This is a genomic window from Jeotgalibacillus malaysiensis (assembly GCF_044789845.1).
Classification (GTDB): Bacteria; Bacillota; Bacilli; order Bacillales; family Jeotgalibacillaceae; genus Jeotgalibacillus; species Jeotgalibacillus malaysiensis_A.
The window spans coordinates 1,467,713-1,491,663 of the sequence record NZ_CP085252.1; the positions used below are offsets into that span (position 1 = coordinate 1,467,713).

Consider the following 23,951-nt stretch of genomic DNA (forward strand, 5'->3'; position numbering starts at 1 on the left):
AAATGAGTTTAGAAGTATTGGGTATCACTGTACTGTGGTTATTCCTTTATGGGTATTTAATTGTTGCGTCTATTGATTTCGGCGCAGGATTCTTTGCTTACTATGCAAGGGTATCAAAAAGAGAACATATTATGAGTAAGCTGATCAGCAGATATCTTTCACCTGTCTGGGAAGTGACAAATGTATTCTTTGTCTTTTTCTTTGTTGGACTGGTAGGTTTTTTCCCGGATACTGCTTATTATTATGGTACGGCACTTCTGCTGCCGGGCTCAGTCGCAATTATACTGATCGCGATCAGAGGATCATTTTATGCATTCGGTAATTACGGATCAAAAGACAGTACGCTCTATTTATTCCTTTACGGAGCCACAGGACTTCTGATTCCGGCTGCATTATCAACTGCGTTGACGATTTCTGAAGGCGGTTATTTAACAGAGGATGAAAATGGTGTTACATTTCTTGCCGGAGAGTTATTTACGAGTCCTTATTCATGGAGTGTAGTATTACTGGCGATTGTTTCAGTTCTGTTTATCAGCGCGAGCTTTTTGACTTATTACGCTGATAGGGCAGAAGATACGGAATCACGCGAGATTATGAGGAAATTTGCGCTGTGGTGGAGTGCTCCAACAATTGGAGCGAGTCTTTTAGTATTTGCAGGCCTCAGGTCTCACAACAGTGAACACTTTGGTAGAGCAATCGATCTCTGGTGGATGTTTGGCCTATCACTCGTATTTTTCCTGATTGCTGTCTTTTTAATTCAGCAGAAAAAGAAATATGGAACAGCATTCTTAATGGTCATGCTCCAATTTTTCTTTGCGTTTTTCGGTTACGGAGCTTCACATCTGCCTTATATTCTTTACCCGTATATCACGATTGAAGGAAGCGTGGTAAATGAAACGATGGGAACAGCACTTATTGTTGTCTTCGTTCTTGGGTTGTGTTTACTGATTCCATCACTCTATTTGCTGATGAGACTATTCCTGTTTGATGCAGATTACGTAAAAGGTAAAAAATAAGCTCATTTTCCGGAAATTCCTGTGCTAAAATGAAAGTAAGGACATGATAATAGTGGGGGAAAAACCGTGAAAAAAGAATTTGTAGTAATCGGGCTTGGCCGTTTTGGCGGCAGTATTGTTCGCGAACTGGTTGAGCAGGGAATGGAAGTTATGGCGATTGATAAGTTTGAAGACAAAGTAGATGAGTTTTCAACAATTGCTACACATGCGGTGATGGCAGATTCCACAGATGAGGCTGCACTTCGCAGTCTGGGAATCAGAAACTTCGATCACGTGATTGTTGCAATCGGTGATGATATACAGGCGAGTATACTGACAACCCTTATGCTGAAAGAAATTGGTGTGAAGAAAATTACCGTGAAGGCACAGAATGATTATCATGAGAAAGTATTAGAGCGGATTGGTGCGGATAAAGTCGTTCACCCTGAGCGGGATATGGGGAAGCGAATTGCACATAATATCGTTTCAAATAATGTACTTGATTATCTGGAATTATCAGATGAACATTCAATTGTGGAGATCGCAGCAAACAATGTGCTGATTGGTAATTCAATTATTGAGCTTGATATCCGTGCCAAATATGGCATTAATATTGTCGCGATTAAAAGAGGAGACGACATTATTGTATCTCCACAGGCCAATGACGTAATCCGTAAAGGTGATATACTCATTGTTATTGGAGCGGATAACGATATTAACCGTTTTGAAAAGCGTGTCATGCAATAAAGAAAAGTCCGGTCAAAAAGAACCGGACTTTTTTCAATTAGAGGAGAACCGGTCAATACGTGTGTGTGATAAATAAAAAGAGCCTGAGGTTTTTCTCAGGCTCTTATACCATCACGAAACTTCCATAATAATTGGAAGGATCATCGGACGGCGCTTCGTTTTTTCATATAAGAATGGTTCAAGTGTATCTGTAATTTCATTTTTGATTTCTGACCACTGGCTTGTCTTATTCGCAAGCACTTTATTCAAGTGCTTATAAAGAAGATGCTGTGCCTGATTGATTAGCTCCCCGGATTCTCTCATGTAGACAAATCCACGCGAGATTAGATCAGGGCCCGATGCAATCTTATGATCATTCAGGTTCAGACTGACTACGACAACGACAAGGCCTTCTTCAGATAAAATACGGCGGTCTCTTAATACGATGTTGCCGATATCACCGATTCCGCTCCCATCAATATAAACATTACCAGAAGGGATTTTACCCGCGATAGACGCTTCGTTGCTGCCAAGAGCTAGCACATCACCATTATCCATCAGGAAGCAGTTTTCTTCAGGAACGCCGCAATCGACTGCAAGACTTGCGTGCATTTTCTGCATTCTGTACTCACCGTGAATTGGCATAAAGAATTTTGGTTTGATCAGGCGGAGCATCAATTTCTGCTCTTCCTGTGAACCGTGCCCTGACGTATGAATATTGTTAAGTGATCCGTGAATGACGTTAGCGCCCGCACGGTATAGCAGGTTAATCGTGCGGTTTACACTGATTGTATTACCTGGAATTGGTGAAGATGAGAATACAACCGTGTCACCAGGAATGATCTGAATCTGACGGTGTGTACCATTTGCGATTCTTGAAAGGGCAGCCATCGGTTCACCCTGACTTCCTGTACATAAAATGACTACTTTATCTGCAGGCATTCTGTTAAGTGTGTGTGCATCAATAAACGTATCTTTTGGTGCATTAATATAACCAAGCTCATGACCAATATTGATTGCGTTATCCATGCTACGTCCAAACACAGCAACTTTACGGCCGTATTTAACAGCTGATTCAACAACCTGCTGTAAGCGGTAAATGTTTGATGCGAAAGTTGCAAAAATAATTCGTCCATTTACTGTCTGGAAGATATCATCAATACTTTCACCCACTTTACGCTCAGAAAGTGTAAAGTTCGGCACTTCACTGTTTGTGCTGTCTGATAAAAGAGCAAGTACGCCCTCTTTACCGATCTCAGCCATTTTCGTCAGGTTTGCAGGATCTCCAACCGGTGTAAAATCAAATTTAAAATCTCCTGTATGCACGATGTTGCCTGGAGGTGTCTTAACGACAACCCCGAATGAATCAGGGATACTGTGCGTTGTGCGGAAGAAGCTGACTGCAGTCTTACGGAATTTAATCACATCATCCTCATCGATTGGGTGAAGGCGGGTAGATCTTAAAAGACCATGTTCTTCAAGTTTGTTCTTTAGAAGGCCTAATGCAAGCTTCCCGCCATATACAGGAACATTCACCTGTCTAAGTAGATAAGGTATACCGCCAATGTGATCTTCATGGCCGTGTGTAATGAAAAGGCCTTTGATCTTATCAAGATTTTTTTCTAAGTAAGTGTAGTCCGGAATCACATAATCAATTCCAAGAAGTTCGTCTTCAGGAAACTTGATGCCGGCATCAATCAGGATAATTTCATCCTGGAACTGAACGCCATAAGTGTTTTTTCCGATTTCGCCCAGACCGCCGAGGGCAAACACAGCAGTCTGGTCATTCTTAACAAATTTCATCTATTACAACTGTTCCAGTTTATAATTTTGATGATTTTGTTCGTACTCTAAGTATTTGCCCTCTAGCTTTTGTACAAACTCGATATTGTATCCATGACCGCTGAGCTTTTTACGGACTTCCTCTTCAGTCTCAGATTCGATATACATTGCTTTTGTTTTTTCTCTTACTGGTACCTCTGAAGCAACTTCCTGATAATAAACCTTAAAAATCATGTGTATCTCTCCTTCATATAATTACTAAAAAAGCGCAATCTTTGCGCTTTAATTATCATGTTCAACAATTTTTAAATTTATCTAATTGTGTATCAATCATTGTACACAATTATGATAAAAATACTCATTACTTTCCCGGACATAAAGAACAGCCCTCCTGATGATGAAGGGCTTACAGGGGCTCAGGCAATCATCTTTTTACGCAACATGTCTCTCCACTGTCGTGCAAGCTTTTTCTTAAGCTTCTTCAACATCGCGGATCACTCCTTATCATTATCATAACGCGGAATGAGCGATCTGTAAAGATAAGGTTCTTGACATAGCAATTAAAAAACGTTATTAAATTATCTCTCTAATGGCTCAGCATCGGATGGTTCTTTGAACGGATCTTCATGATTAATATGGTCATAAAACATAATTCCGTTCAGATGATCAATCTCATGCTGGGCAGCAATAGCAGCCAATCCTTTTAACCGGTATTTCACTTCAGCTCCGTCAATATCAAGACCACGGATTGTCACCCTCGCATAACGAACGACGTACCCGGGAATATTTTCATCAACTGACAGACATCCCTCACCTGATGTAAGGTAGGCTTTATCAACGGAATGACTGATAATCTTAGGATTGGCAATACAAAAGCTGTACTCCCTGCCATTCTGGTCTTCTAAATGTAGGGCGAATATCTGTTTTGAAATATTAATCTGAGGGGCAGCAAGACCAATCCCCGGACGGAGATCATATGTTTCAGCAGTTTCCGGATCCTGGCTGTTTTTTATATATTCAAGAAGTGAAGTCATCGTTTCTTTATCCGCATCAGATAAAGGGAATTGAACTTTTTCGGCTTTTTGTCTCAGTATAGGGTGGCCATCCCGAACAATGTCTTTCATTGTAATCATCTTTCTTTCCTCCCGATCAAATCATTATAAGCAATATCATATCAGATTATACGGTTGAAAAAAATGTATGAAGCTAAAAGATGCATAGAAATGATATTTTATGACAAAAATAACTCGATTTAGAGGATTTACAGCCTCATCCCGGCTAAAAAAGATTGAAGTTTGTCCTAATCATAGATATGATATTAAGTGTTATTATTCAAGGGGGTTACATTAAGTGAAAACATACATAGCAGGCGCTTTTTGTTTTTCAGCGATTTTACTTTCAGGTTGTGTGTTCGGAACACCTGCAGAAGAAGAAATCAGTGAAAAGCTTGAAGCTGCTGTAGCAGCAGAAGAAGGATACGTAAGCGCTCAAAATGATCTGCGTGAACTCGAAACAGAAGAACAGCAATTATACGATGAAATTATGTCACTGAGTATGGAAGAGTTTGAACAAATTAATTCATTAGCAGATGACGCCCTCAGCAATCTCGATGAGCGTGAAGAAAAGCTTGCAGAAGAAAGATCTGCAATTGAAAGTTCCCAGGAAGAATTCAGCGGTGTAGAAGATCTGACAGGTGATCTTGAATCAGATGAATTAAGAGAGCACGTGGATGTAATGATCGAAACAATGAATAACCGATATGCTTCTCATGAAGAATTAACAGGGGCATACGAAACCGGCATTTCATTAAATAGAGAACTGTATGAGCTGTTAAAGAATGAAGGACTACAATTAGAAGAGCTTGAACAGCAGATTACTTCAGTAAATGACCAGAATGCAGTGATTATTGAAGCGAATACAGCATTTAATGATTTAACAAATGAATATAATGAGCTGAAGGCTGAGTATTATAACTTAGCCGAGCTTGATACAGAAGAGTAGACAATAGTCTGCTCTTTTTTTGTATACAGACATATAACAGTTCAGAATTGAATGAATTAATATAGTACAGAATCACAGATTAGTAATACAGATATAGAAACCTGTGTAAATTTACTCCTTTAAAAAACACGTTAAAACTTTATGATTGACGTTATATGAGCAGTCATGTAAAATTTATTTCGTAAACTGTATTAATATTTTTTTAGCTTAAATTAATACAGACAAAAAGAATTTAACACTTTAGGTTTTTTACCACTGGATTTGTGGAAAAATATAAAGTAATTGTGTTCTGAAGATGAACACGTATGAATTTGACAAAACCGAAAGGATAGGTGGATTACATGGCTTCTAAAAAGAAGACACCATTCGATGCTGTAAAAGTATTAGAACAGATCGAAGACAAGTTTGAAATGTTCCAGATTCTTAACGAAGAAGGAAAAGTAGTAAACGAAGATGCAATGCCGGACCTTAGTGATGAGCAGCTTCAGGAATTAATGAGCCGTATGGTTTATACACGTATTCTTGATCAGCGTTCAATTTCACTGAACCGTCAGGGACGTCTTGGTTTCTATGCACCGACTGCAGGTCAGGAAGCGTCTCAGATCGCTTCACATTACGCTCTTGAAAAAGAGGATTGGGTTGTTCCTGGTTACCGTGATGTACCTCAGATTATCTGGCACGGATTACCTCTTGCTCAGGCATTCCTATTCTCAAGAGGTCACTTCCAGGGGAATCATTCTCCGGAGGGTGTTAATGTACTTCCACCTCAAATCATTATCGGTGCTCAATATGTACAAACTGCCGGAATCGCACTTGGACTTAAAAAGCGCGGTAAAGATACAGTAGCAATTACTTACACAGGTGATGGCGGATCTTCTCAAGGTGACTTCTATGAAGGAATTAACTTTGCAGGCTCATATAATGCACCGGCAATTTTTGTTGTGCAGAACAACCAGTTCGCGATCTCAACACCTCGTGATAAGCAGACTAAGGGTAAAACAATTGCACAGAAAGCTGTATCAGCAGGTATCCCTGGTATCCTTGTAGATGGTATGGACCCTCTTGCAGTATACGCTGTGACAAAAGAAGCGCGTGACCGTGCTGTTGCTGGAGAAGGTCCAACGCTAATCGAAACACTATGCTACCGTTATGGCCCTCATACAATGGCTGGTGACGATCCAACACGCTACCGTACAGATGATATGGATACTGAGTGGGAAAAGAAAGATCCACTAGTACGTTTCCGTAAGTTCCTTGAAGAGAAGGATCTTTGGAATGAAGAGAAAGAAAACGAAGTAATCGAAAAAGCGAAAGAGGAAATCAAAGCTGCTATCAAAGAAGCAGATGATACACCTAAGCAGAAGGTTACTGATCTGATGGAAATCATGTATGAAGAAATGCCATACAACTTAAAAGAACAATATGAAATTTATAAAGAGAAGGAGTCGAAGTAAGCCATGGCACAAATGACGATGATTCAGGCAATTACAGATGCACTCCGGACAGAACTTAAAAACGATGAAAATGTTCTTGTGTTCGGGGAAGACGTTGGTAATAACGGAGGCGTATTCCGTGCAACTGAAGGTCTGCAAAAAGAATTCGGTGAAGAACGCGTATTTGATACTCCGCTTGGGGAATCAGGTATCGGCGGTCTTGCAATCGGCCTTGCACTTGAAGGCTACCGTCCAGTGCCGGAAATTCAGTTCTTCGGCTTCGTTTTTGAAGTAATGGACTCAGTAAGCGGACAGATGGCTCGTATGAGATACCGCAGCGGCGGCAAGTACAGCTCGCCAATTACAATCCGTTCACCATTTGGCGGAGGTGTTCATACACCTGAACTTCACGCCGATTCACTGGAAGGTCTGATGGCACAGCAGCCTGGACTGAAGGTTGTTATTCCTTCAACACCGACGGATGCAAAAGGTCTTCTAATCTCAGCTATCCGTGATAATGATCCGGTTATTTTCCTTGAGCATATGAAACTTTACCGTTCATTCCGTGAAGATGTACCTGAAGAAGAGTACACAATCGAAATCGGTAAAGCTGATGTGAAACGTGAAGGATCTGACCTTACAATTGTTACTTACGGTGCAATGGTTCATGAATCACTTAAAGCTGCTGACCAGCTTGAAAAAGATGGTCATTCTGTTGAAGTGATTGACCTTCGTACAATTCAGCCACTTGATATCGAAACAATTATCAAGTCAGTTGAAAAGACAAACCGTGCCATCGTTGTACAGGAAGCTCAAAAGCAGGCTGGAATCGCAGCAAGCGTTGTAGCTGAAATCAACGACCGTGCGATCCTAAGCCTTGAAGCGCCAGTACTGCGTGTAGCAGCTGCTGATACTGTATTCCCGTTCTCTCAGGCGGAATCAGTATGGCTTCCAAATGCTAAGGATGTAGTGGCAACAGCTAAAAAAGTACTTGAATTTTAATGAGTAAAACGGAGAAAAATTCTCCGTTTTCCCTTTTATAAAAATAAATGCAAGAATAGAAAATTCCTAACCAGGAGGGTGAAAACATTGTCATTCGAATTTAAATTACCTGATATCGGTGAAGGTATTCACGAAGGTGAAATTGTAAAATGGTTTATCAGTGTTGGAGATAAAGTAGAAGAAGATGACGTGCTTTGTGAAGTTCAAAACGATAAAGCAGTCGTTGAAATTCCATCTCCGGTAGCTGGTACTGTAGAAGAAATTCTTGTAGAAGAAGGTACAGTAGCGGTAGTAGGCGACACGCTGATCAAGCTCGATGCACCTGGCTATGAAAATCTTCAGTTCAAGGGTTCTGACAGCAGCGATGAGAAAGAAGAGCCTAAAGAAGCTAAAGAAGAACCAAAAGAAGAAAAGAAAGAAGAAGCGCCGGCAGAAGACACTTCTTCTGAAGAATCAACAGAAGCGAAGCCTCAGGAAGATGTAGACCCTGACCGCCGTGTGATCGCAATGCCATCAGTGCGTAAATACGCGCGTGATAACGATGTCGATATCCGGTATGTATCAGGATCAGGTAAAAACGGACGCGTATCAAAAGAAGATATCGATGCATATCTGAAAGGTGATACTGCTGAAGCTAAAACAGAAACGTCTGAACAGCCTGCTGAACAAAAAGAAGAGAAGTCAGCACCAAAATCAACTCCAGCTCCAGAGGGTGAATTCCCTGAAACACGTGAGAAGATGAGCGGTATGAGAAAAGCGATTGCTAAAGCAATGGTTAACTCTAAGCACACTGCTCCACACGTAACGCTGATGGATGAAGTAGATGTTGAGAAGCTTGTTGCTCACCGTAAGAAGTTCAAGGAAATTGCACTTGAAAAAGATGTCAAGCTGACATTCCTTCCATACGTTGTAAAAGCACTTGTATCAGCACTGCGTGAGTACCCTGTACTGAACACAATGCTTGATGATGAAACGCAGGAAATTGTACAGAAGCACTACTACAATATCGGTATTGCTGCTGACACTGAAAAAGGACTTGTAGTACCAGTCGTGAAACATGCTGACCGCAAATCTGTCTTTGGTATTTCTGATGAAATCAATCAGCTTGCAGGGAAAGCGCGTGACGGTAAACTTTCAGGTGATGAAATGAAGGGTGCTTCATGCACAATCACGAATATCGGTTCAGCTGGTGGACAATGGTTCACACCAGTTATTAACCACCCTGAAGTAGCAATTCTAGGTATTGGCCGTATTGCAGAGAAGCCGGTAGTAAAAAATGGTGAAATTGTAGCGGCTCCTGTGTTAGCATTATCATTGAGCTTCGATCACCGTATGATTGATGGTGCAACTGCACAAAATGCACTAAATCACATCAAACGTTTATTGAACGATCCAGAACTTTTACTAATGGAGGCGTAAAACAATGGTAGTTGGAGATTTCCCAATCGAAACAGATACTCTCGTCATCGGATCAGGTCCTGGAGGCTATGTTGCAGCAATCCGTGCAGCACAGCTTGGACAAAAAGTAACAATCGTTGAGAAAGAAAATCTTGGTGGTGTATGTCTAAACGTCGGCTGTATCCCATCAAAAGCAATGATCTCTATCGGTCACCGCTATGAGCATGCTAAAGGCTCAGATGACATGGGAATCGTAGCTGAAAATGTAAAGATTAACTTTGATAAAGCTCAGGAATGGAAAGCCGGTGTAGTTAAAAAACTTACTGGTGGCGTTGAAGGGCTTCTAAAAGGTAATAAAGTAGAAATTGTTCGCGGAGAAGCATACTTTGTGGACAGCGAAACAGTGAAAGTAATGGATGAAAAGAATTCTCAAACTTATAAGTTTAAGAATGCAATTGTGGCAACCGGTTCACGTCCAATTGAAATTCCATCTTTCAAATTCTCTAAGCGTGTACTTGATTCAACCGGTGCACTTGCACTTAAAGAAATCCCTAATAAACTGGTTGTAATCGGTGGAGGATATATCGGAACTGAGCTTGGAACTGCATATGCGAATATGGGTTCTGAAGTAACAATTCTTGAAGGTGCTGACGATATCCTTGGCGGGTTCGAAAAGCAGATGACTTCTGTTGTTAAAAAAGGTCTGAAGAAAAAAGGCGTTGATGTCATTACAAAAGCAATGGCTAAAGGCGTTGAAGAATCTGAAGACGGCGTAAAAGTATCATACGAAGCTAAAGGTGAAGAAGTAACGATTGATGCTGATTACGTACTAGTAACAGTTGGACGTCGTCCAAACACTGATGAGCTTGGTCTTGATCAGGTTGGAATAGATGTAACTGATAAAGGTATTATCAAGACGGACAAGCAGTGCCGCACAAGTGTTGATAACATCTTTGCAATCGGTGATATCGTTGATGGACCACCACTTGCGCACAAAGCTTCCTATGAAGGTAAAATTGCTGCTGAGGTAATCGCCGGCGAGAAGTCTGAAGTAGACTATCTTGCAATTCCTGCTGTGTGCTTTACAGATCCTGAACTTGCAACTGTTGGATATAACGAAACACAGGCAAAAGAAGAAGGGATTGAAGTGAATGCTTCCAAGTTCCCATTTGGCGCTAACGGACGTGCACTTGCACTTAACCAGACTGAAGGTTTTGTAAAGCTTGTTACACGTAAAGAAGATGGACTGATCATTGGTGCACAGATCGCTGGAGACGGCGCTTCTGACATGATCGCTGAGCTTGGTCTTGCAATCGAAGCTGGAATGACAGCTGAAGATGTAGCAATGACAATTCACGCTCACCCTACATTAGGTGAAATTTCTATGGAAGCTGCAGAAGTAGCACTTGGAACACCTATTCATATCGTGAAGTAATACTTTTTATGAGCTGTGCTTTTAGCACAGCTCTTTTAAATTTGTCATATTTCAGTTAAATCTGGAAAAAAGTTTGTGCTATACTGATCATATACATATGTTGAAAGGTGAGGTTATCCGTTGAAAATTTATGCACCAGTGGCTGTCTCTGCAGCGCTATTACTTGCTGCCTGCAGCTCAGAAGAAGCAGAGCAGCCAAAAGAACACGAGCAGGCAGTATCATCTGAAGAAATTACTGAGGAAACAGTTGAAGAAAATACTGATGTAACAGTAGAAGATGAAGAAGCGGCAACAGATGAAGAGTCAGAGGAAACTGCCGCAGAACCAATAGAGCCGTTATATGAGATCAATGAAGCAAATTGGTCAGTAACGCCAATCAGCGATGCCCCTTCCAATGTAGTTTTACTGACAATAGATGATGCACCTGATCAGCACGCAGTTGAAATGGCTGAAAAATTACATCAAATGGATGCGCCGGCTATCTTTTTTGTGAACGGTCATTTCCTGGACACACCCGAAGAAGAAGAAATGCTAAAAGAAATTCACGCATTAGGCTTTTCAATCGGGAATCATACTTTCTCACATCCAAATTTAAGAGAAATTTCAGAAGAAGAGCAGCGTGAAGAAATCATTTCTCTGAGTGATCGCGTGGAAGAGATCATTGGTGAACGTCCAAAATTCTTCAGAGCGCCATTTGGTGCTAATACTGACTTTACAGAGTCACTTGTAAAAGAAGAAGGAATGATACTGATGAATTGGACTTACGGTTATGATTGGGAGGCAGATTACCAGGATGCTGCAGCTTTGGCTGACATCATGGTAAACACTGAATACCTTTCACCGGGCGCAAACCTGCTAATGCATGACCGTGCATGGACAAATGACGCAATAACAGAAATCGTTGAAGGTCTTAGAGCAAAAGACTACTCAATTGTTGACCCAAAAACAATCAAAGGATACGAATAGAATTAATCCAGGAGCGGGGCATCATTGCCTTGCTCCTTTTCTATATAATCCATAAGTTTTCAGAACATCCAAATATTAATAAGTGATCAATTTGATATTGTATTTTTTATTCTTAAGCGTTAAAATAAGAAACGGAAGCGCTTACAAGCATATGGGGATGGGAGTAAGCCGAACGGGTGAGCAATCAATATATACTCGTCATGAATATTAAGGAATAGAAAAAAGCTGATGCCCGTTGCATCAGCTTTTTTGATTCTAACGATTCACTTATAATTGTTATCCACTACAAACCAGTGCCATCCATTCTGATTTCTACATCGTTCATCTTCTCAGAGAGAATCTCGATCACATGGTTTTTATGAGCATGTAGATCGCACCACCTGAATTCATTTTGTTCAAAGTTACCCAGAGGAACGATCTCATAATTAGTATAATCCTCAGAGAAGGAAGTAAAGGTTGGTACCGCATAAACAGAGTCAAAATAGACCTCTTTGCCTTCTTTTATAAGATCAAAACCGATCATAGAGCCCGTAAGTCTTTCGCAATCAAGATGAGGCACCCGGTCATCATATGGACCTGATATAAAGTTTCCGAGAGAATAAGCAACGAGGGCACGTTTATCATCCGGACCTTCAATCCATTCTATCGGTTGAAGGACGTGGGGGTGGTGCCCGAGGATAATATCTGCTCCATTTTGCACCAGTTCGTGAGCGAGATCCTCCTGTTTTTGAACAGGCTGCTGATATTCATTTCCCCAATGGATGCCAACTGCTACTACATCGGCAATCTCCTCAGCGCGGGCAACATCATTGATAAGCTGATCCTCATTCTCAGTAAAAATATTCACTGATTCAGGGTATTCAACCGGTAGATTAGAGCTGTATGTACTCGAAATCAAAGCAATGGAAATTCCCTGTTTTTCGATTACCGGAATTGCCCGGCGTTCATCAAAAGATTCATACACTCCGCTCAATACGACATCAGGGTAGTGATTCTGCCAAAAGGCAAGATTTCTCTTAAGCCCTTCATAGCCCATATCAAGCGTGTGGTTATTGGCTAGCTGCAGCATATTAAAACCGGCTTCATAGTAATAGTGTCCAAGCGCATAGGGATTATTGAAGACAAAATCTCCATCTCCAAGCCCATATTCTGAACCGGTAATCGGTGTTTCCTGATTAGCATATACAAAGTCACCTTTTTGAATTAAGTGCTCAACCTTTGCGAGCAGGGGATCAAATTTAAAAGTTCCATCTTTTTGCATGGCGTCGAATAAAATTGGCTGTTCAACTAATAAATCGCCTACAGCAGTAAAGTGAGCTTTAATTATGGGGTCGGGCTGACCGGTATTGATCTCTGTTTCAGTTTGGCTGAATTTGTAATCCGGTGCGGTCACATAAATAAGGTCAGCAGAACATGCACTGATCACCAATGAAAGAAGGATAACAGTTAAGAGTTTATAAAACAAAAAGCATGTCTCCCTGTAAGATAATTTTTATCAACGCAATTATTCTATCATGTACTCATACTAAAAACATAGATAATTAGAAAAAATTACTACTTTTATTTATATTAAAAAACGCTGATGCCAATGACACCAGCGTTTCTGTTATTTAATGGCTCTATGTTCTTTGATGACACGAAGCATCGTTAAGGTTTCATCCTGAGGTCCCTGCACCGGTAATCCTGCTTCGATATTCTCATGGATATATCTCAAGTTATCTTCTGTAATAACTTCACCCGGGATAAAAATCGGGATACCGGGAGGATAAACCATAATAAATTCTGCACATACTCTTCCTACTGTTTCATCAAGTGGTAAAAGTTCTGTGTCCGCATAAAATGCTTCACGAGGTGTGACTGCAAGAAGTGGAATGTCAGGCAAAATGACTTCAGGAACTGAATGACTGCTGTCATGTCTGAATTCTTTCGCAAGAGCCTCCATCGCTTTTACAAGTATATCTCCTTCATGCTGAGTATCACCTGGTGTCACAATACACAGGATATTATATAAGTCTGAAAGTTCAACTTCGAGGTTAAATTGCTCTCTCAGCCATACTTCAGCCTGATACCCTGTAATACCTAATTCCTTAATAGAAACAATAATTTTTGTCGGATCATAATCATATGTTGCCGGCGTGCCAAGAATTTCGCTGCCGATACAAGTAATCTGATCAATCTGACTTAATCGTGACCGGATATTTTCAGCCAGATCGATTGATTGACTGATTAATTCTTTCCCATCAATCGCCAGACGTCTTCTTGCGGTGTCTAATGAAGCAAGAAGAGGGTAGGACGTTGAAGTTGTTGTCAGCATACTGAGAATTGACTGAACGCGTTTAGGTGACACAAGTCCTTCTTTTACATTTAACACGGAGCTTTGCGTCAAAGAACCACCCAGTTTGTGAACACTTGTAGCTGCCATATCTGCGCCAGCCTGCATTGCTGAAGCAGGCAGTCTGTCATGGAAATGAATATGAACACCATGCGCTTCATCTACTAATACCGGAACATTGTGATTATGAGCAATTTTTACAATTTCCTTCAGATCCGCAGCGATACCAAAATAGGTCGGGTTGATCACCAGGACTCCTTTTGCATCAGGATGCTGCTCAATTGCATGTGCAACAGAAATCGGTGTAATTCCGTGAGAAATACCAAGTTTTTTATCCACTTCAGGGTGAATGAAAATTGGAATTGCACCACAGAATACAATTGCTGACATAACAGATTTATGAACGTTTCTCGGGACGATGATCTTTTCGCCCGGCCCGCAAACGCTCATGACCATTGTCATAATTGCTCCACTTGTGCCCTGAACCGAGAAAAATGTGTGGTCAGCACCAAAAGCTTTGGCAGCCAGGTCCTGAGCATCCTTAATCAATGATTTCGGCTGATGAAGATCATCAAGCGGTGCAATATTAATCAGGTCAATAGATAATATATTATCACCCGCAAATGCTCTGAACTCTGGATCCATTCCTGCACCTTTTTTGTGCCCGGGAATATGAAACTGAACAGGGTTGCGGTCTGCATGTTTTTTTAAACCTGTAAATAACGGTGTATCATTTTGAGTTAAAGTATGGTCTTTTCTCTCTACATTCAGCAGAGATGAAGGTGTATTGGACAATTGAAAATTCACCTCATTAACGGTATTGTTATCTAAAGAAGGATAACAGAAGAATTATAGCATTTTGTGATAGAAAAAGAAATGTTTTAGATGGAAAGGAAGTTATATGATGGAGTATCAATACCCGCTGTCGATGGACTGGTCAACGGAAGAAATCATTGATGCAGTTAAGTTTTATGAAGCTGTTGAAAAAGCATATGAAAAGTCGATTGAAAGAGAAGAATTTATGAGCCAATATAAGCGTTTTAAAGAGATTGTACCCGGAAAAGCTGAAGAAAAAACAATAGACAAAGAATTTCAGGATATGAGTGGTTATTCAATTTATAGAACGCAGAAAAGAGCCAGAGAAGCAGCACCAGGTGATAAAATTTCAATGAAAAAATAAAATAGCGGGTGTATGCAGTCTTCTGCATACACCCGCTATTTAAATTAAACTGCCTGCTGGACGCGTGTTCCAAGTTTATAAAGAGGAAGCAGCTCTGTCCATGTCTGGATAATCAGCTGCGTAAGCTCATCTTTACTCAGTTTAACAGCTTCAGAAGCTTCAATTTTTCTCCCTGCCAGAAACTCAGCTTTTTTTACATTTTGAAACCTTTCCAGGACATGTAAAATATCCCCTTCATTCATTTCGCTGATTTTCTTAGCTTCTTTTTTTGTATGGTCAGCGCTGATCCACCCATCTTTCGGTAAAACCTTTACAATGTCATCAAGGTTTTCAATCATTGTCTTCGCAATGTTCTCTTTTTCAGGCAGCTCGTAAATAAATGCTGTCCAGATAAAGAGATGATCACCCCATAAACCAAACTGGAAATGCGGCAGTTTCTTGTATCCGCGTTTACTTGGTGCAGCAGCCATCCAGGTATCATTTGGTGGATTAACTGAACGCCTTGCGTGTCTTGCAATGTGGAGGTGCATTTCTTCATCTGTCTGTTCTGACAGTGAAGGAACAGTCAGGTCACCAAGCTCCTGAAACTTCGGCTGAATCCTTGAGCGGATACCTTCCATACGCTCATCTAAGCCTTCAATATTGAACACTTCAAAATCATCTTTACTGAAATACCCGGTCATGAACAACCCTCCGTTGTGTTTTAAACAGTTTAAGGCCTGCTGAATTTGGCTATAATACATGTAACAGGCCGCCTGAAACTGAATTTATTCTAGCATATTTGATCTTTGTGAATAAACTGATTTGAATTGAATACACTGCTTTAAATACATTAATTCAAGAGGAGTGGAAGGGTATGAAGCAAGTAATCCAGGTAACCAGAAAAAGAGATTATATTCAGGAGAGACTCGCTGTACTTAGAATGGAACTTGATTATGAACTGGCAGTATTGTTTGAAGCGATGGAACTTGGCAACAAATCAGATATTGAGAGCACAAAAGAAAGATTGTCACTGATTAGACATGAGCTGAATGAGCTGGATGGATTTGCGAGATGAGACAATTTTTTCTGAATGACAGGAAGCAATGCTAAGACGAACGCTTATCATGTGAGCGTTCGTCTTAGCATTGCTTATGTAGCGGTTTTCTTGATAATAAGAGAAAAATCCACTAAAGTCTTATGTAGGATTGTAAGGTACTGGAGGTAATAGATATGGACAAGCAGTGGCAGGAAATTGATCTTTTTGCTAAACAGGCAATTAAAGAAGCAGGCAGAAAAATTATAGATTCATTCGATGAAGTATTGAAGATACAGACGAAAAGCAATGTGAATGATTTGGTTACGAATATGGACAAGCAGATTGAAAAGTTCTTTGTTGAAAAAATTGCGCTGGAATATCCCGACCATAGAGTGCTTGGTGAAGAAGGCTACGGTGACAATGTGAACGATATGAAAGGCACTGTATGGATTATCGATCCGATTGACGGAACAATGAACTTTGTACACCAGCAGAGAAATTTTGCGGTCTCAATTGGCATTTTTCATGAAGGTGAAGGGATGCTTGGCTATATATATGATGTTGTAGCTGATGAACTATATCATGCAGGAAAAGGCAATGGCGCTTATCTGAATGATAAGAAGCTTCCAGCGCTCAATGATGTACCGCTTGAAGAAGCAATTATGTCATTAAATGCAACCTGGCTTGTGCCAAACAGAAAAGTGGATCATGAAATTTTTGTTTCACTGGTCCACAGAGTCCGCGGAACGAGGTCATATGGTTCAGCAGCCATCGAGCTTGCTTACATTGCTGCAGGCAGACTTGATGGGTATATAACAATGAGACTGTCACCTTGGGACTTTGCCGGTGGAAAAGTACTGATCGAAGAAGTCGGTGGTTTGGTTACAGACTTAAACGGTAATGAGCTTTCAATGGTCAATAACTCACCGGTATTTGCAGGAAACCGGGCTGTTCATGAGAGAGTACTGAATGAATATCTTAAAAAATGATATTAAAAAACGTGCAGAGAATGATTCTGCACGTTTTTTAATGTTCAGCCTGCTCACGGAATTTCTTTTTTGTTTTAAATCCCATTCCAAAAATGGCAACGACGGCTAATATAGATACGATGGCACCGATTGCACTGCGTTCAGCAATGGCGACGCCAATTCCTGACATGGCAATAACTGCGGCGAAAGCAAATAGTAAAAATACTGCATTATTTTTCATCGTCATCCTCCTCTATATAGACATTCTACATAATTCATTTCTATATTTCCACCAATTGTGATACAATAGTACAGTTAGAAAAGATTAGTACGTAAAAACAGGAGTGAAATAATGACGAATCTTAGGCAAGACTTACGAAACATTGCAATTATTGCTCACGTTGACCATGGTAAAACGACTTTAGTAGACCAGCTATTGAAACAATCAGGTATCTTTCGATCAAATGAGCATGTAGACGAACGTGCAATGGATTCGAACGACATTGAAAGAGAACGCGGTATCACGATTCTTGCGAAAAACACTGCGATTCAATATAAAGATACACGTATCAATATTCTCGATACACCGGGACACGCAGACTTCGGTGGAGAAGTAGAACGAATCATGAAAATGGTTGATGGTGTTCTTCTTGTTGTTGATGCATATGAAGGCTGTATGCCTCAGACACGCTTTGTACTGAAAAAAGCGCTTGAACAGAATCTGACACCGATCGTAGTAGTAAATAAAATTGACCGCGATGCTGCACGCCCTGCAGAAGTGATTGATGAAGTACTTGAGCTGTTCATTGAGCTTGATGCAAACGAAGACCAGCTGGAATTCCCGGTTGTCTATGCGTCAGCAATCAACGGAACTGCAAGTATTGATCCTGAGCAGCAGGACGAGACAATGGAATGTCTTTACGACTCAATCGTTGAAAACATCCCTGCACCAGTTGATAACAGCACAGATCCGCTTCAGTTCCAGATCGCCCTTTTAGATTATAACGATTATGTTGGACGTATCGGAATTGGCCGTGTGTTCAGAGGAACAATTGAAGTAGGTCAGCAGGTTTCTCTAATGAAGCTTGATGGTAGTGTGAAGAATTTCCGTGTTACAAAAATATTTGGTTTCTTTGGCCTGAAGCGTGAAGAGATTCAGTCAGCTAAAGCCGGAGATCTGATTGCAGTATCCGGAATGGAAGACATCAACGTAGGGGAAACAGTAACGCCTGTATCCCACCAGGAAGCACTTCCTGTTCTGCGTATCGATGAGCCTACACTACAGATGACTTTCTCTGTAAATAACAGTCCATTTGCAGGACGTGAAGGTAAGTTTGTTACAGCCCGTAAGATTGAAGAGCGACTTGAAGCTCAGCTTGAGACTGATGTAAGTCTTCGTGTTGACCAGACTGACTCTCCGGATGCATGGGTAGTATCAGGACGTGGTGAGCTTCACCTGTCAATCCTGATTGAGAACATGAGACGTGAAGGGTTCGAGCTGCAGGTTTCCAAGCCACAGGTTATTGTACGTGAAATTGATGGTGTTCGCAGTGAGCCTGTTGAGCGCGTCCAAATTGATGTACCTGAAGAAAATACCGGTTCTATTATTGAATCAATGGGTGCCAGAAAAGGCGAAATGCTTGATATGATCAATAACGGGAACGGACAGGTCCGTCTTGTATTCATGGTTCCTGCACGTGGGTTAATTGGATACACGACTGAGTTTATGACAATTACACGTGGATTCGGGATCATCAACCATTCATTTGACAGCTATCAGCCAATGCAGCAGGGCCGCGTAGGCGGACGCCGTGCAGGTGTTCTTGTATCAATGGATAAAGGGCAGGCGTCACAGTATGCGATCCTTGGTGTTGAAGACCGTGGTACGATCTTTATCGAGCCGGGTACAGAAGTGTACGAAGGTATGGTCGTTGGTGAGCATACGCGTGAAAATGACCTGACAGTTAATGTAACGAAAATTAAAGCTGCAAACAACATCCGTTCTGCAAACAAAGAGCAGACGACAACGCTTAAAAAAGCAAGATTAATGACCCTTGAGGAATCTCTTGAGTATCTGAATGATGATGAGCTGTGTGAAATCACACCTGAATCAATCAGAATCCGTAAGAAGATCCTTGATAAGAACGAACGTGAGCGTGCACAAAAGAAACAGAAGTACGCAGAAGCAGGTAAATAATTAAGAGGAGCTGACTGCCTCCATGGTAAATGTAGAAGACCGCTTATCGTTTTTTCCTGCGCTTTACAGAGTAGATGCAAATCCGGATGCAGGAATGTGGTACCTTTACCTCACGATTATTTTTTTATCAATTCTTGTATATAAACTGGGCTTTGCTAAAAAGCTTCCACCATTAAAATCTGCGCTCATTTACCTGTTTCTTATTCTGGGGTGCACAGTTTTGACGTTCCTTGCCGTATTTCTGCCGGTTACTGAAGGACTGATTATCGCCGCGCTCATTCTGATCATTTACAAGATCAGACTGAGAAGAGAACAGGCAAAAGGCACAGTATAACTTCCATACGCTTATAATAAGCGCAGGAAATATAAAGGACATCTGCTTATGCAGGTGTCTTTTTTCTTGTTATCAAACACCTGGAAATGAATGAAGGTACATACCGTTTTAAGTTAAAATTACATTCTCTATAGCGATTCAGTTAAATATGAGTGTATATTCATGAATAATAATTCTGTTTAATGCATATATTGAAATCACATTTAATTTAGCTTCACGAATCTAATTTTCGAACTGTTTAAGGCTGTCAAGACACCTGTGTAAAGCGATTTGCAAAATTTTTTCTCACATCAGTATGTAAAAAATAAAAAAATTTTATTCTGCAAAAAAGTGCATAGTATCAGCAATGTAAACGCATTCATAAAATCATAAAATTCTAATTTGTCTAAAAATTTAATTTTCAGCTGTTGACGGACTTGTATATCCGCGTTATGATTGTCAACAATTCAAGCCTACGGGCAACGATAAAGCGATGGAAGGAGTGAATAAGGTGAGTGAACAATTAATCTTTTTAGATGGAGAATTTGTTTCTAAAGAAAATGCAAAGATCTCTGTTTATGATCATGGTTTCTTGTATGGTGATGGGGTGTTCGAAGGAATTCGTTCTTATAACGGGAATGTATTCCGTCTTGAAGAACATCTGGTCAGACTATACGATTCCGCAAAATCAATTTTGCTGGAAATCCCTTATACTAAAGAGGAGATGCAGCAGATTATTATTGAAACACTTCAAAAAAATGAGCTGAAAGACGGCTATATCCGATTAGTTGTTTCACGGGGTGTTGGCAATCTCGGACTTGATCCATTTACTTGTAAGAGGCCGAGTGTCATTGTCATAGCTGAATCCTTAGCACTGTTTCCAAAAAAGCTTTATGAAACTGGTATAGAAATTGTTACAGTGGCCAGCAGAAGAAACCGCTCCGATGTACTGAGTCCGAAAGTTAAATCACTGAACTATTTAAATAACATCTTAGTAAAAATTGAAGCAGGTCTTGCAGGTGTACCAGAAGCATTGATGTTAAACGATCAGGGCTATGTAGCAGAAGGTTCTGCTGACAATATCTTCATTGTCAGAGGAAATAGAATTTTAACGCCTCCAGGTTACGTTGGCGCACTTGAAGGTATTACAAGAAATGCAATTATTGAATTGGCAAAAGATAAAGGTTATGAAATGGAAGAAGCAGTATTTACAAGACATGATGTATATGTAGCAGATGAGGTGTTCCTGACTGGAACTGCAGCAGAAGTGATCGCAGTTGTAAAAGTAGATGGCCGTACAGTAGGAAACGGTACTCCGGGGCAGGTCACAAATGATTTACTTGAATCTTTTAGAGAATTAGTCATTAAAGACGGTGTAAAGGTATATAATTCAGCATTAAACGCAGGTTAAACATTTATCGCTTGACTTTCGTGAGTTAAAGCACTTATACGTTAAATCATTGATGAGGTTAAAGTACGCAGCAAGCGGCATTTCCAGAGAGCCGGGATTGGTGGAACCCGGTATTGCCAGCTGTGTATGACATCCCCTCGGAGTGGAACACTGAAATCTCTCAGTAGGTGTTCACGGACATTTGTTCGTTAACAAAGAACAGTTTAACTGTTCATGAGGCAGCATTTGCTGCGAAGTAGGGTGGTACCATGAAAAGTCTTTCATCCCTATACAAAGGATCACGTATCTATTTGTATGGGATTGAAAGACTTTTTTATATGTCAATAAAAGGAATTAAAGGAGGCATGTTTCAATGAGTGTGCAAGTTAATACGAAACAGGCAGAAGCACTTGGCGGTGATGTAGAGAAGCAGGCGGTTCAGGGAGCAGATATATTTATCCAGTCACTTCAAAATGAAGGTGTGGAAATGATTTTTGGTTATCCGGGTGGAGCAGTATTGCCGATCTATGATGCACTATATAAAAATCCAATTCCGCATATCCTGGCAAGACATGAGCAGGGAGCGATCCATGCTGCTGAAGGATATGCAAGGGTTTCAGGAAGAACGGGCGTTGTCATTGCAACGTCAGGCCCCGGGGCTACTAACTTAGTAACAGGAATTGCTGATGCCATGATGGATTCACTGCCGCTCGTTGTATTTACAGGACAGGTCGCCAGTGCAGTAATCGGTACAGACGCATTCCAGGAAGCTGACATCGTTGGAATTACACAGCCGATCACAAAACACAATTATCAAGTAAAGGATGTAAATGATCTGCCGAGAATTATCCATGAGGCATTTCATATCGCATCAACTGGGAGACCGGGCCCGGTTTTAGTAGATATTCCAAAAAACGTATCTAATGAGATCTTTACGATGGCTGAAGTGAAACAGACGGAAATAAATCTACCGGGTTATCAGCCGACGACTAAACCAAATTTTCTGCAGATTCAGAAAGTAGTTCAGGCAATTCAAAAAGCAAAAAAGCCACTTGTTCTTGCAGGAGCGGGTGTATTACACGCAAAAGCTGCTCAAGATCTGACGGCTTTTATAGAACAAACAGGTATCCCGGTAACAAATACACTTCTTGGACTGGGAACAATTCATGGGGAACACAAACAGTTCCTTGGAATGGCAGGAATGCACGGAACGTATGCAGCGAACATGGCAATCTGTGAATGCGACTGTCTCATTAATATCGGTGCAAGATTTGATGACAGACTAACAGGTAACCTTGAACACTTTGCACCGAATGCACAGATTATCCATATCGATATCGATCCTGCAGAAATCGGTAAGAATGTTCCGACAGATATCCCGATTGTTGCAGATGCCAAGGAAGCATTGCAGGCGCTTTTAAAGCTTGGTGTAAGCGCAGAGGGAATTGAAGAATGGACAGCCCATTTAGATGGGATGAAGCAGGAGTATCCATTGCAATACAAAAAGCAGGAAGAAGGCATCTTACCACAGGAAGCAATTGAAATGATTCATAAGCACACTGGCGGTGACGCGATCGTAACGACTGATGTCGGACAGCACCAAATGTGGGCGGCACAGTATTATAAATTCAATCATCCTGATCACTGGGTAACTTCCGGAGGCCTTGGCACAATGGGATTCGGATTCCCGGCAGCAATTGGTGCTCAGCTTGCCAAGCCTAAAGAAACAGTGGTTGCCATTACAGGTGACGGCGGATTCCAGATGACACTGCAGGAGCTTTCACTGCTTCAGGAAAGTCAAATTCCCGTAAAAGTAGTGATTCTCAATAATCAGTGTCTCGGAATGGTAAGACAGTGGCAGCAGACGTTCTATCAGGAAAGATACTCAGAATCACTGATGCCATCACAGCCGGACTTTGTTAAGCTGGCTGAAGCATATGATCTTGAAGGCTATAAAGTAACTAGTCTTGAAGAAGCTGATGAAGTATTTGAAAAAGCGCTGAATTCAAACAAACCGGTGCTGATCGATTGCCGGGTAAAACAGCTTGAAAATGTATATCCAATGGTTGCGCCAGGTAAAGGGTTGCATGAAATGATAGGGGTGACACCATGAAGCGAATCATCACAACAACCGTAATCAATCAAAGCGGCGTACTCAACCGGGTCACCGGGCTGCTAATGAAAAGACAGTTCAACATTGAAAGCATCACAGTCGGACACACTGAACAGCCGGGTATTTCAAAAATGACTTTCGTGGTTCATGTAGAAGACCAAAGAAAACTAGAGCAGCTCTTAAAACAGCTGCAAAAACAGATTGACGTTCTGAAGGTGAACGATATTTCAGACAAAGCGATCGTAACCAGAGAGCTGGCACTGATCAAAGTGCTCTCACCACCAGCAGTCAGAAGTGAGATCACAAGCATCATAGAACCATTCAGGGCGACTGTGATTGACATGAGTAAAAATGTCATTACGGTTCAAGTAACAGGCGATCCTGAAAAAGTTGAAGCATTTATCGACCTGGTCAGACCATACGGCATCAAAGAAATGACCAGAACTGGTGCTACAGCTTTCGTCAGAGAAAACCAGAAAACACCATCCCAGCAATTATCGATTTTATAAACAATTGATTAACAATGTATTGATGGAAATTTTTAATCTTTAAATGACCAATCCGGCTGAAGCTCGTAGTGGAGGACGAAGACTCCCGCCCCGGGAAAGGACAGGTGAGATCCCGCAAGGCGAAGCCTGAGGAAGCTCACCGTCCGGGGGCAGGAAAGCGAAGTCCTCCACGGAGAGATTCAGCGTTAATGAA

23 protein-coding genes and 1 other annotated feature are annotated in these 23,951 nt (G+C 41.1%); of the genes, 16 read left to right on the forward strand and 7 right to left on the reverse strand.

What is annotated here, in order from left to right; all coding sequences use genetic code 11:
* The first annotated feature begins 2 nt into the window (after positions 1–2).
* Together LG330_RS08005 and LG330_RS08010 are read left to right on the forward strand one after the other, a co-directional pair.
* A complete protein-coding gene (locus tag LG330_RS08005) occupies positions 3–1,016 on the forward strand; it encodes a cytochrome d ubiquinol oxidase subunit II (protein ID WP_404408891.1) in 1,014 nt (337 codons plus the stop codon).
* A gap of 66 nt (positions 1,017–1,082) precedes the next feature.
* A complete protein-coding gene (locus LG330_RS08010) occupies positions 1,083–1,742 on the forward strand; it encodes a TrkA family potassium uptake protein (RefSeq protein ID WP_374096265.1) in 660 nt (219 codons plus the stop codon).
* 111 nt (positions 1,743–1,853) lie between these two features.
* On the opposite strand, the gene rnjA is transcribed toward LG330_RS08010, so the two are convergent.
* The 3 genes from rnjA to def all read right to left on the reverse strand — a co-directional run bounded on the left by rnjA (position 1,854) and on the right by def (position 4,636).
* Positions 1,854–3,524 (reverse strand): ribonuclease J1, encoded by a 1,671-nt coding sequence (gene rnjA, locus LG330_RS08015; RefSeq protein ID WP_404408893.1) that lies wholly within the window; start codon positions 3,522–3,524, stop codon positions 1,854–1,856.
* Between the two features lie 3 nt (positions 3,525–3,527).
* Entirely contained in the window at positions 3,528–3,737 is a 210-nt protein-coding gene (locus tag LG330_RS08020; protein WP_404408895.1) for a DNA-dependent RNA polymerase subunit epsilon, read from the reverse strand.
* A gap of 344 nt (positions 3,738–4,081) precedes the next feature.
* Positions 4,082–4,636, reverse strand: a complete 555-nt coding sequence (gene def, locus LG330_RS08025) for a peptide deformylase (protein ID WP_404408897.1) — start codon at positions 4,634–4,636, stop codon at positions 4,082–4,084.
* A 217-nt stretch (positions 4,637–4,853) separates the two neighbouring features.
* Between def and LG330_RS08030 the strand changes: the two genes are divergently transcribed.
* The 6 genes from LG330_RS08030 to LG330_RS08055 all read left to right on the forward strand — a co-directional run bounded on the left by LG330_RS08030 (position 4,854) and on the right by LG330_RS08055 (position 11,738).
* The gene (locus LG330_RS08030; protein ID WP_404408899.1) at positions 4,854–5,504 is read left to right on the forward strand and encodes a YkyA family protein; all 651 of its coding nucleotides are present in this window, start codon (positions 4,854–4,856) and stop codon (positions 5,502–5,504) included.
* Positions 5,505–5,845: 341 nt separating this feature from the next.
* Positions 5,846–6,958 (forward strand): pyruvate dehydrogenase (acetyl-transferring) E1 component subunit alpha, encoded by a 1,113-nt coding sequence (gene pdhA / locus LG330_RS08035; protein WP_404408900.1) that lies wholly within the window; start codon positions 5,846–5,848, stop codon positions 6,956–6,958.
* A 3-nt stretch (positions 6,959–6,961) separates the two neighbouring features.
* Positions 6,962–7,939 carry an alpha-ketoacid dehydrogenase subunit beta gene (locus LG330_RS08040; RefSeq protein WP_404408902.1) on the forward strand — a complete coding sequence of 326 codons (978 nt, stop codon included), beginning with the start codon at positions 6,962–6,964 and terminating at the stop codon, positions 7,937–7,939.
* Positions 7,940–8,026: 87 nt separating this feature from the next.
* The gene (locus LG330_RS08045) at positions 8,027–9,358 is read left to right on the forward strand and encodes a dihydrolipoamide acetyltransferase family protein (RefSeq protein WP_404408904.1); all 1,332 of its coding nucleotides are present in this window, start codon (positions 8,027–8,029) and stop codon (positions 9,356–9,358) included.
* Positions 9,359–9,362: 4 nt separating this feature from the next.
* Positions 9,363–10,772 (forward strand): dihydrolipoyl dehydrogenase, encoded by a 1,410-nt coding sequence (gene lpdA, locus LG330_RS08050; RefSeq protein WP_404408906.1) that lies wholly within the window; start codon positions 9,363–9,365, stop codon positions 10,770–10,772.
* Between the two features lie 120 nt (positions 10,773–10,892).
* Positions 10,893–11,738 (forward strand): polysaccharide deacetylase family protein, encoded by an 846-nt coding sequence (locus LG330_RS08055; RefSeq protein WP_404408907.1) that lies wholly within the window; start codon positions 10,893–10,895, stop codon positions 11,736–11,738.
* Between the two features lie 283 nt (positions 11,739–12,021).
* Here LG330_RS08055 and LG330_RS08060 read toward each other — a convergent pair whose 3' ends face one another.
* Complete coding sequence (locus LG330_RS08060) at positions 12,022–13,203, reverse strand: CapA family protein (protein ID WP_404408909.1); 1,182 nt, start codon at positions 13,201–13,203, stop codon at positions 12,022–12,024.
* A 141-nt stretch (positions 13,204–13,344) separates the two neighbouring features.
* Complete coding sequence (locus LG330_RS08065) at positions 13,345–14,865, reverse strand: aminotransferase class I/II-fold pyridoxal phosphate-dependent enzyme (RefSeq protein ID WP_404408911.1); 1,521 nt, start codon at positions 14,863–14,865, stop codon at positions 13,345–13,347.
* Between the two features lie 109 nt (positions 14,866–14,974).
* Between LG330_RS08065 and LG330_RS08070 the strand changes: the two genes are divergently transcribed.
* Positions 14,975–15,250, forward strand: coding sequence for a UPF0223 family protein (locus tag LG330_RS08070; RefSeq protein ID WP_404408913.1), 276 nt, complete (start codon positions 14,975–14,977; stop codon positions 15,248–15,250).
* 44 nt (positions 15,251–15,294) lie between these two features.
* Here the strand turns inward: LG330_RS08070 and LG330_RS08075 are convergent, their stop codons facing one another.
* Positions 15,295–15,933 carry a YktB family protein gene (locus LG330_RS08075; protein WP_404408915.1) on the reverse strand — a complete coding sequence of 213 codons (639 nt, stop codon included), beginning with the start codon at positions 15,931–15,933 and terminating at the stop codon, positions 15,295–15,297.
* 173 nt (positions 15,934–16,106) lie between these two features.
* Here LG330_RS08075 and LG330_RS08080 point away from each other — a divergent pair, with 173 nt between their 5' ends.
* Both LG330_RS08080 and LG330_RS08085 read left to right on the forward strand, forming a co-directional pair.
* Entirely contained in the window at positions 16,107–16,307 is a 201-nt protein-coding gene (locus tag LG330_RS08080) for a hypothetical protein (protein ID WP_404408917.1), read from the forward strand.
* A gap of 155 nt (positions 16,308–16,462) precedes the next feature.
* Positions 16,463–17,257: an inositol monophosphatase family protein gene (locus LG330_RS08085; protein ID WP_404408918.1), complete on the forward strand. Its 795-nt coding sequence runs from the start codon at positions 16,463–16,465 to the stop codon at positions 17,255–17,257.
* A 37-nt stretch (positions 17,258–17,294) separates the two neighbouring features.
* Here LG330_RS08085 and LG330_RS08090 read toward each other — a convergent pair whose 3' ends face one another.
* Positions 17,295–17,477, reverse strand: coding sequence for a YlaF family protein (locus tag LG330_RS08090; RefSeq protein WP_404408920.1), 183 nt, complete (start codon positions 17,475–17,477; stop codon positions 17,295–17,297).
* Positions 17,478–17,588: 111 nt separating this feature from the next.
* On the opposite strand from LG330_RS08090, the gene typA reads away from it, so the two are divergent.
* From typA to ilvN, 5 genes are all read left to right on the forward strand, one after another.
* On the forward strand, positions 17,589–19,433 hold the full coding sequence (gene typA, locus LG330_RS08095) for a translational GTPase TypA (protein WP_404408922.1): 1,845 nt from the start codon (positions 17,589–17,591) through the stop codon (positions 19,431–19,433).
* Between the two features lie 22 nt (positions 19,434–19,455).
* Complete coding sequence (locus LG330_RS08100; RefSeq protein WP_404408924.1) at positions 19,456–19,767, forward strand: YlaH-like family protein; 312 nt, start codon at positions 19,456–19,458, stop codon at positions 19,765–19,767.
* A 490-nt stretch (positions 19,768–20,257) separates the two neighbouring features.
* Positions 20,258–21,157, forward strand: a complete 900-nt coding sequence (ilvE, locus tag LG330_RS08105; protein ID WP_404408926.1) for a branched-chain-amino-acid transaminase — start codon at positions 20,258–20,260, stop codon at positions 21,155–21,157.
* Positions 21,158–21,197: 40 nt separating this feature from the next.
* Positions 21,198–21,428: a binding site (T-box leader), on the forward strand.
* A gap of 81 nt (positions 21,429–21,509) precedes the next feature.
* Positions 21,510–23,249, forward strand: a complete 1,740-nt coding sequence (gene ilvB, locus LG330_RS08110; RefSeq protein ID WP_404408928.1) for an acetolactate synthase large subunit — start codon at positions 21,510–21,512, stop codon at positions 23,247–23,249.
* A complete protein-coding gene (gene ilvN / locus LG330_RS08115) occupies positions 23,246–23,758 on the forward strand; it encodes an acetolactate synthase small subunit (protein ID WP_039808635.1) in 513 nt (170 codons plus the stop codon). Before ilvB ends, ilvN begins: the two co-directional genes overlap by 4 nt.
* Positions 23,759–23,951: the final 193 nt, after the last annotated feature.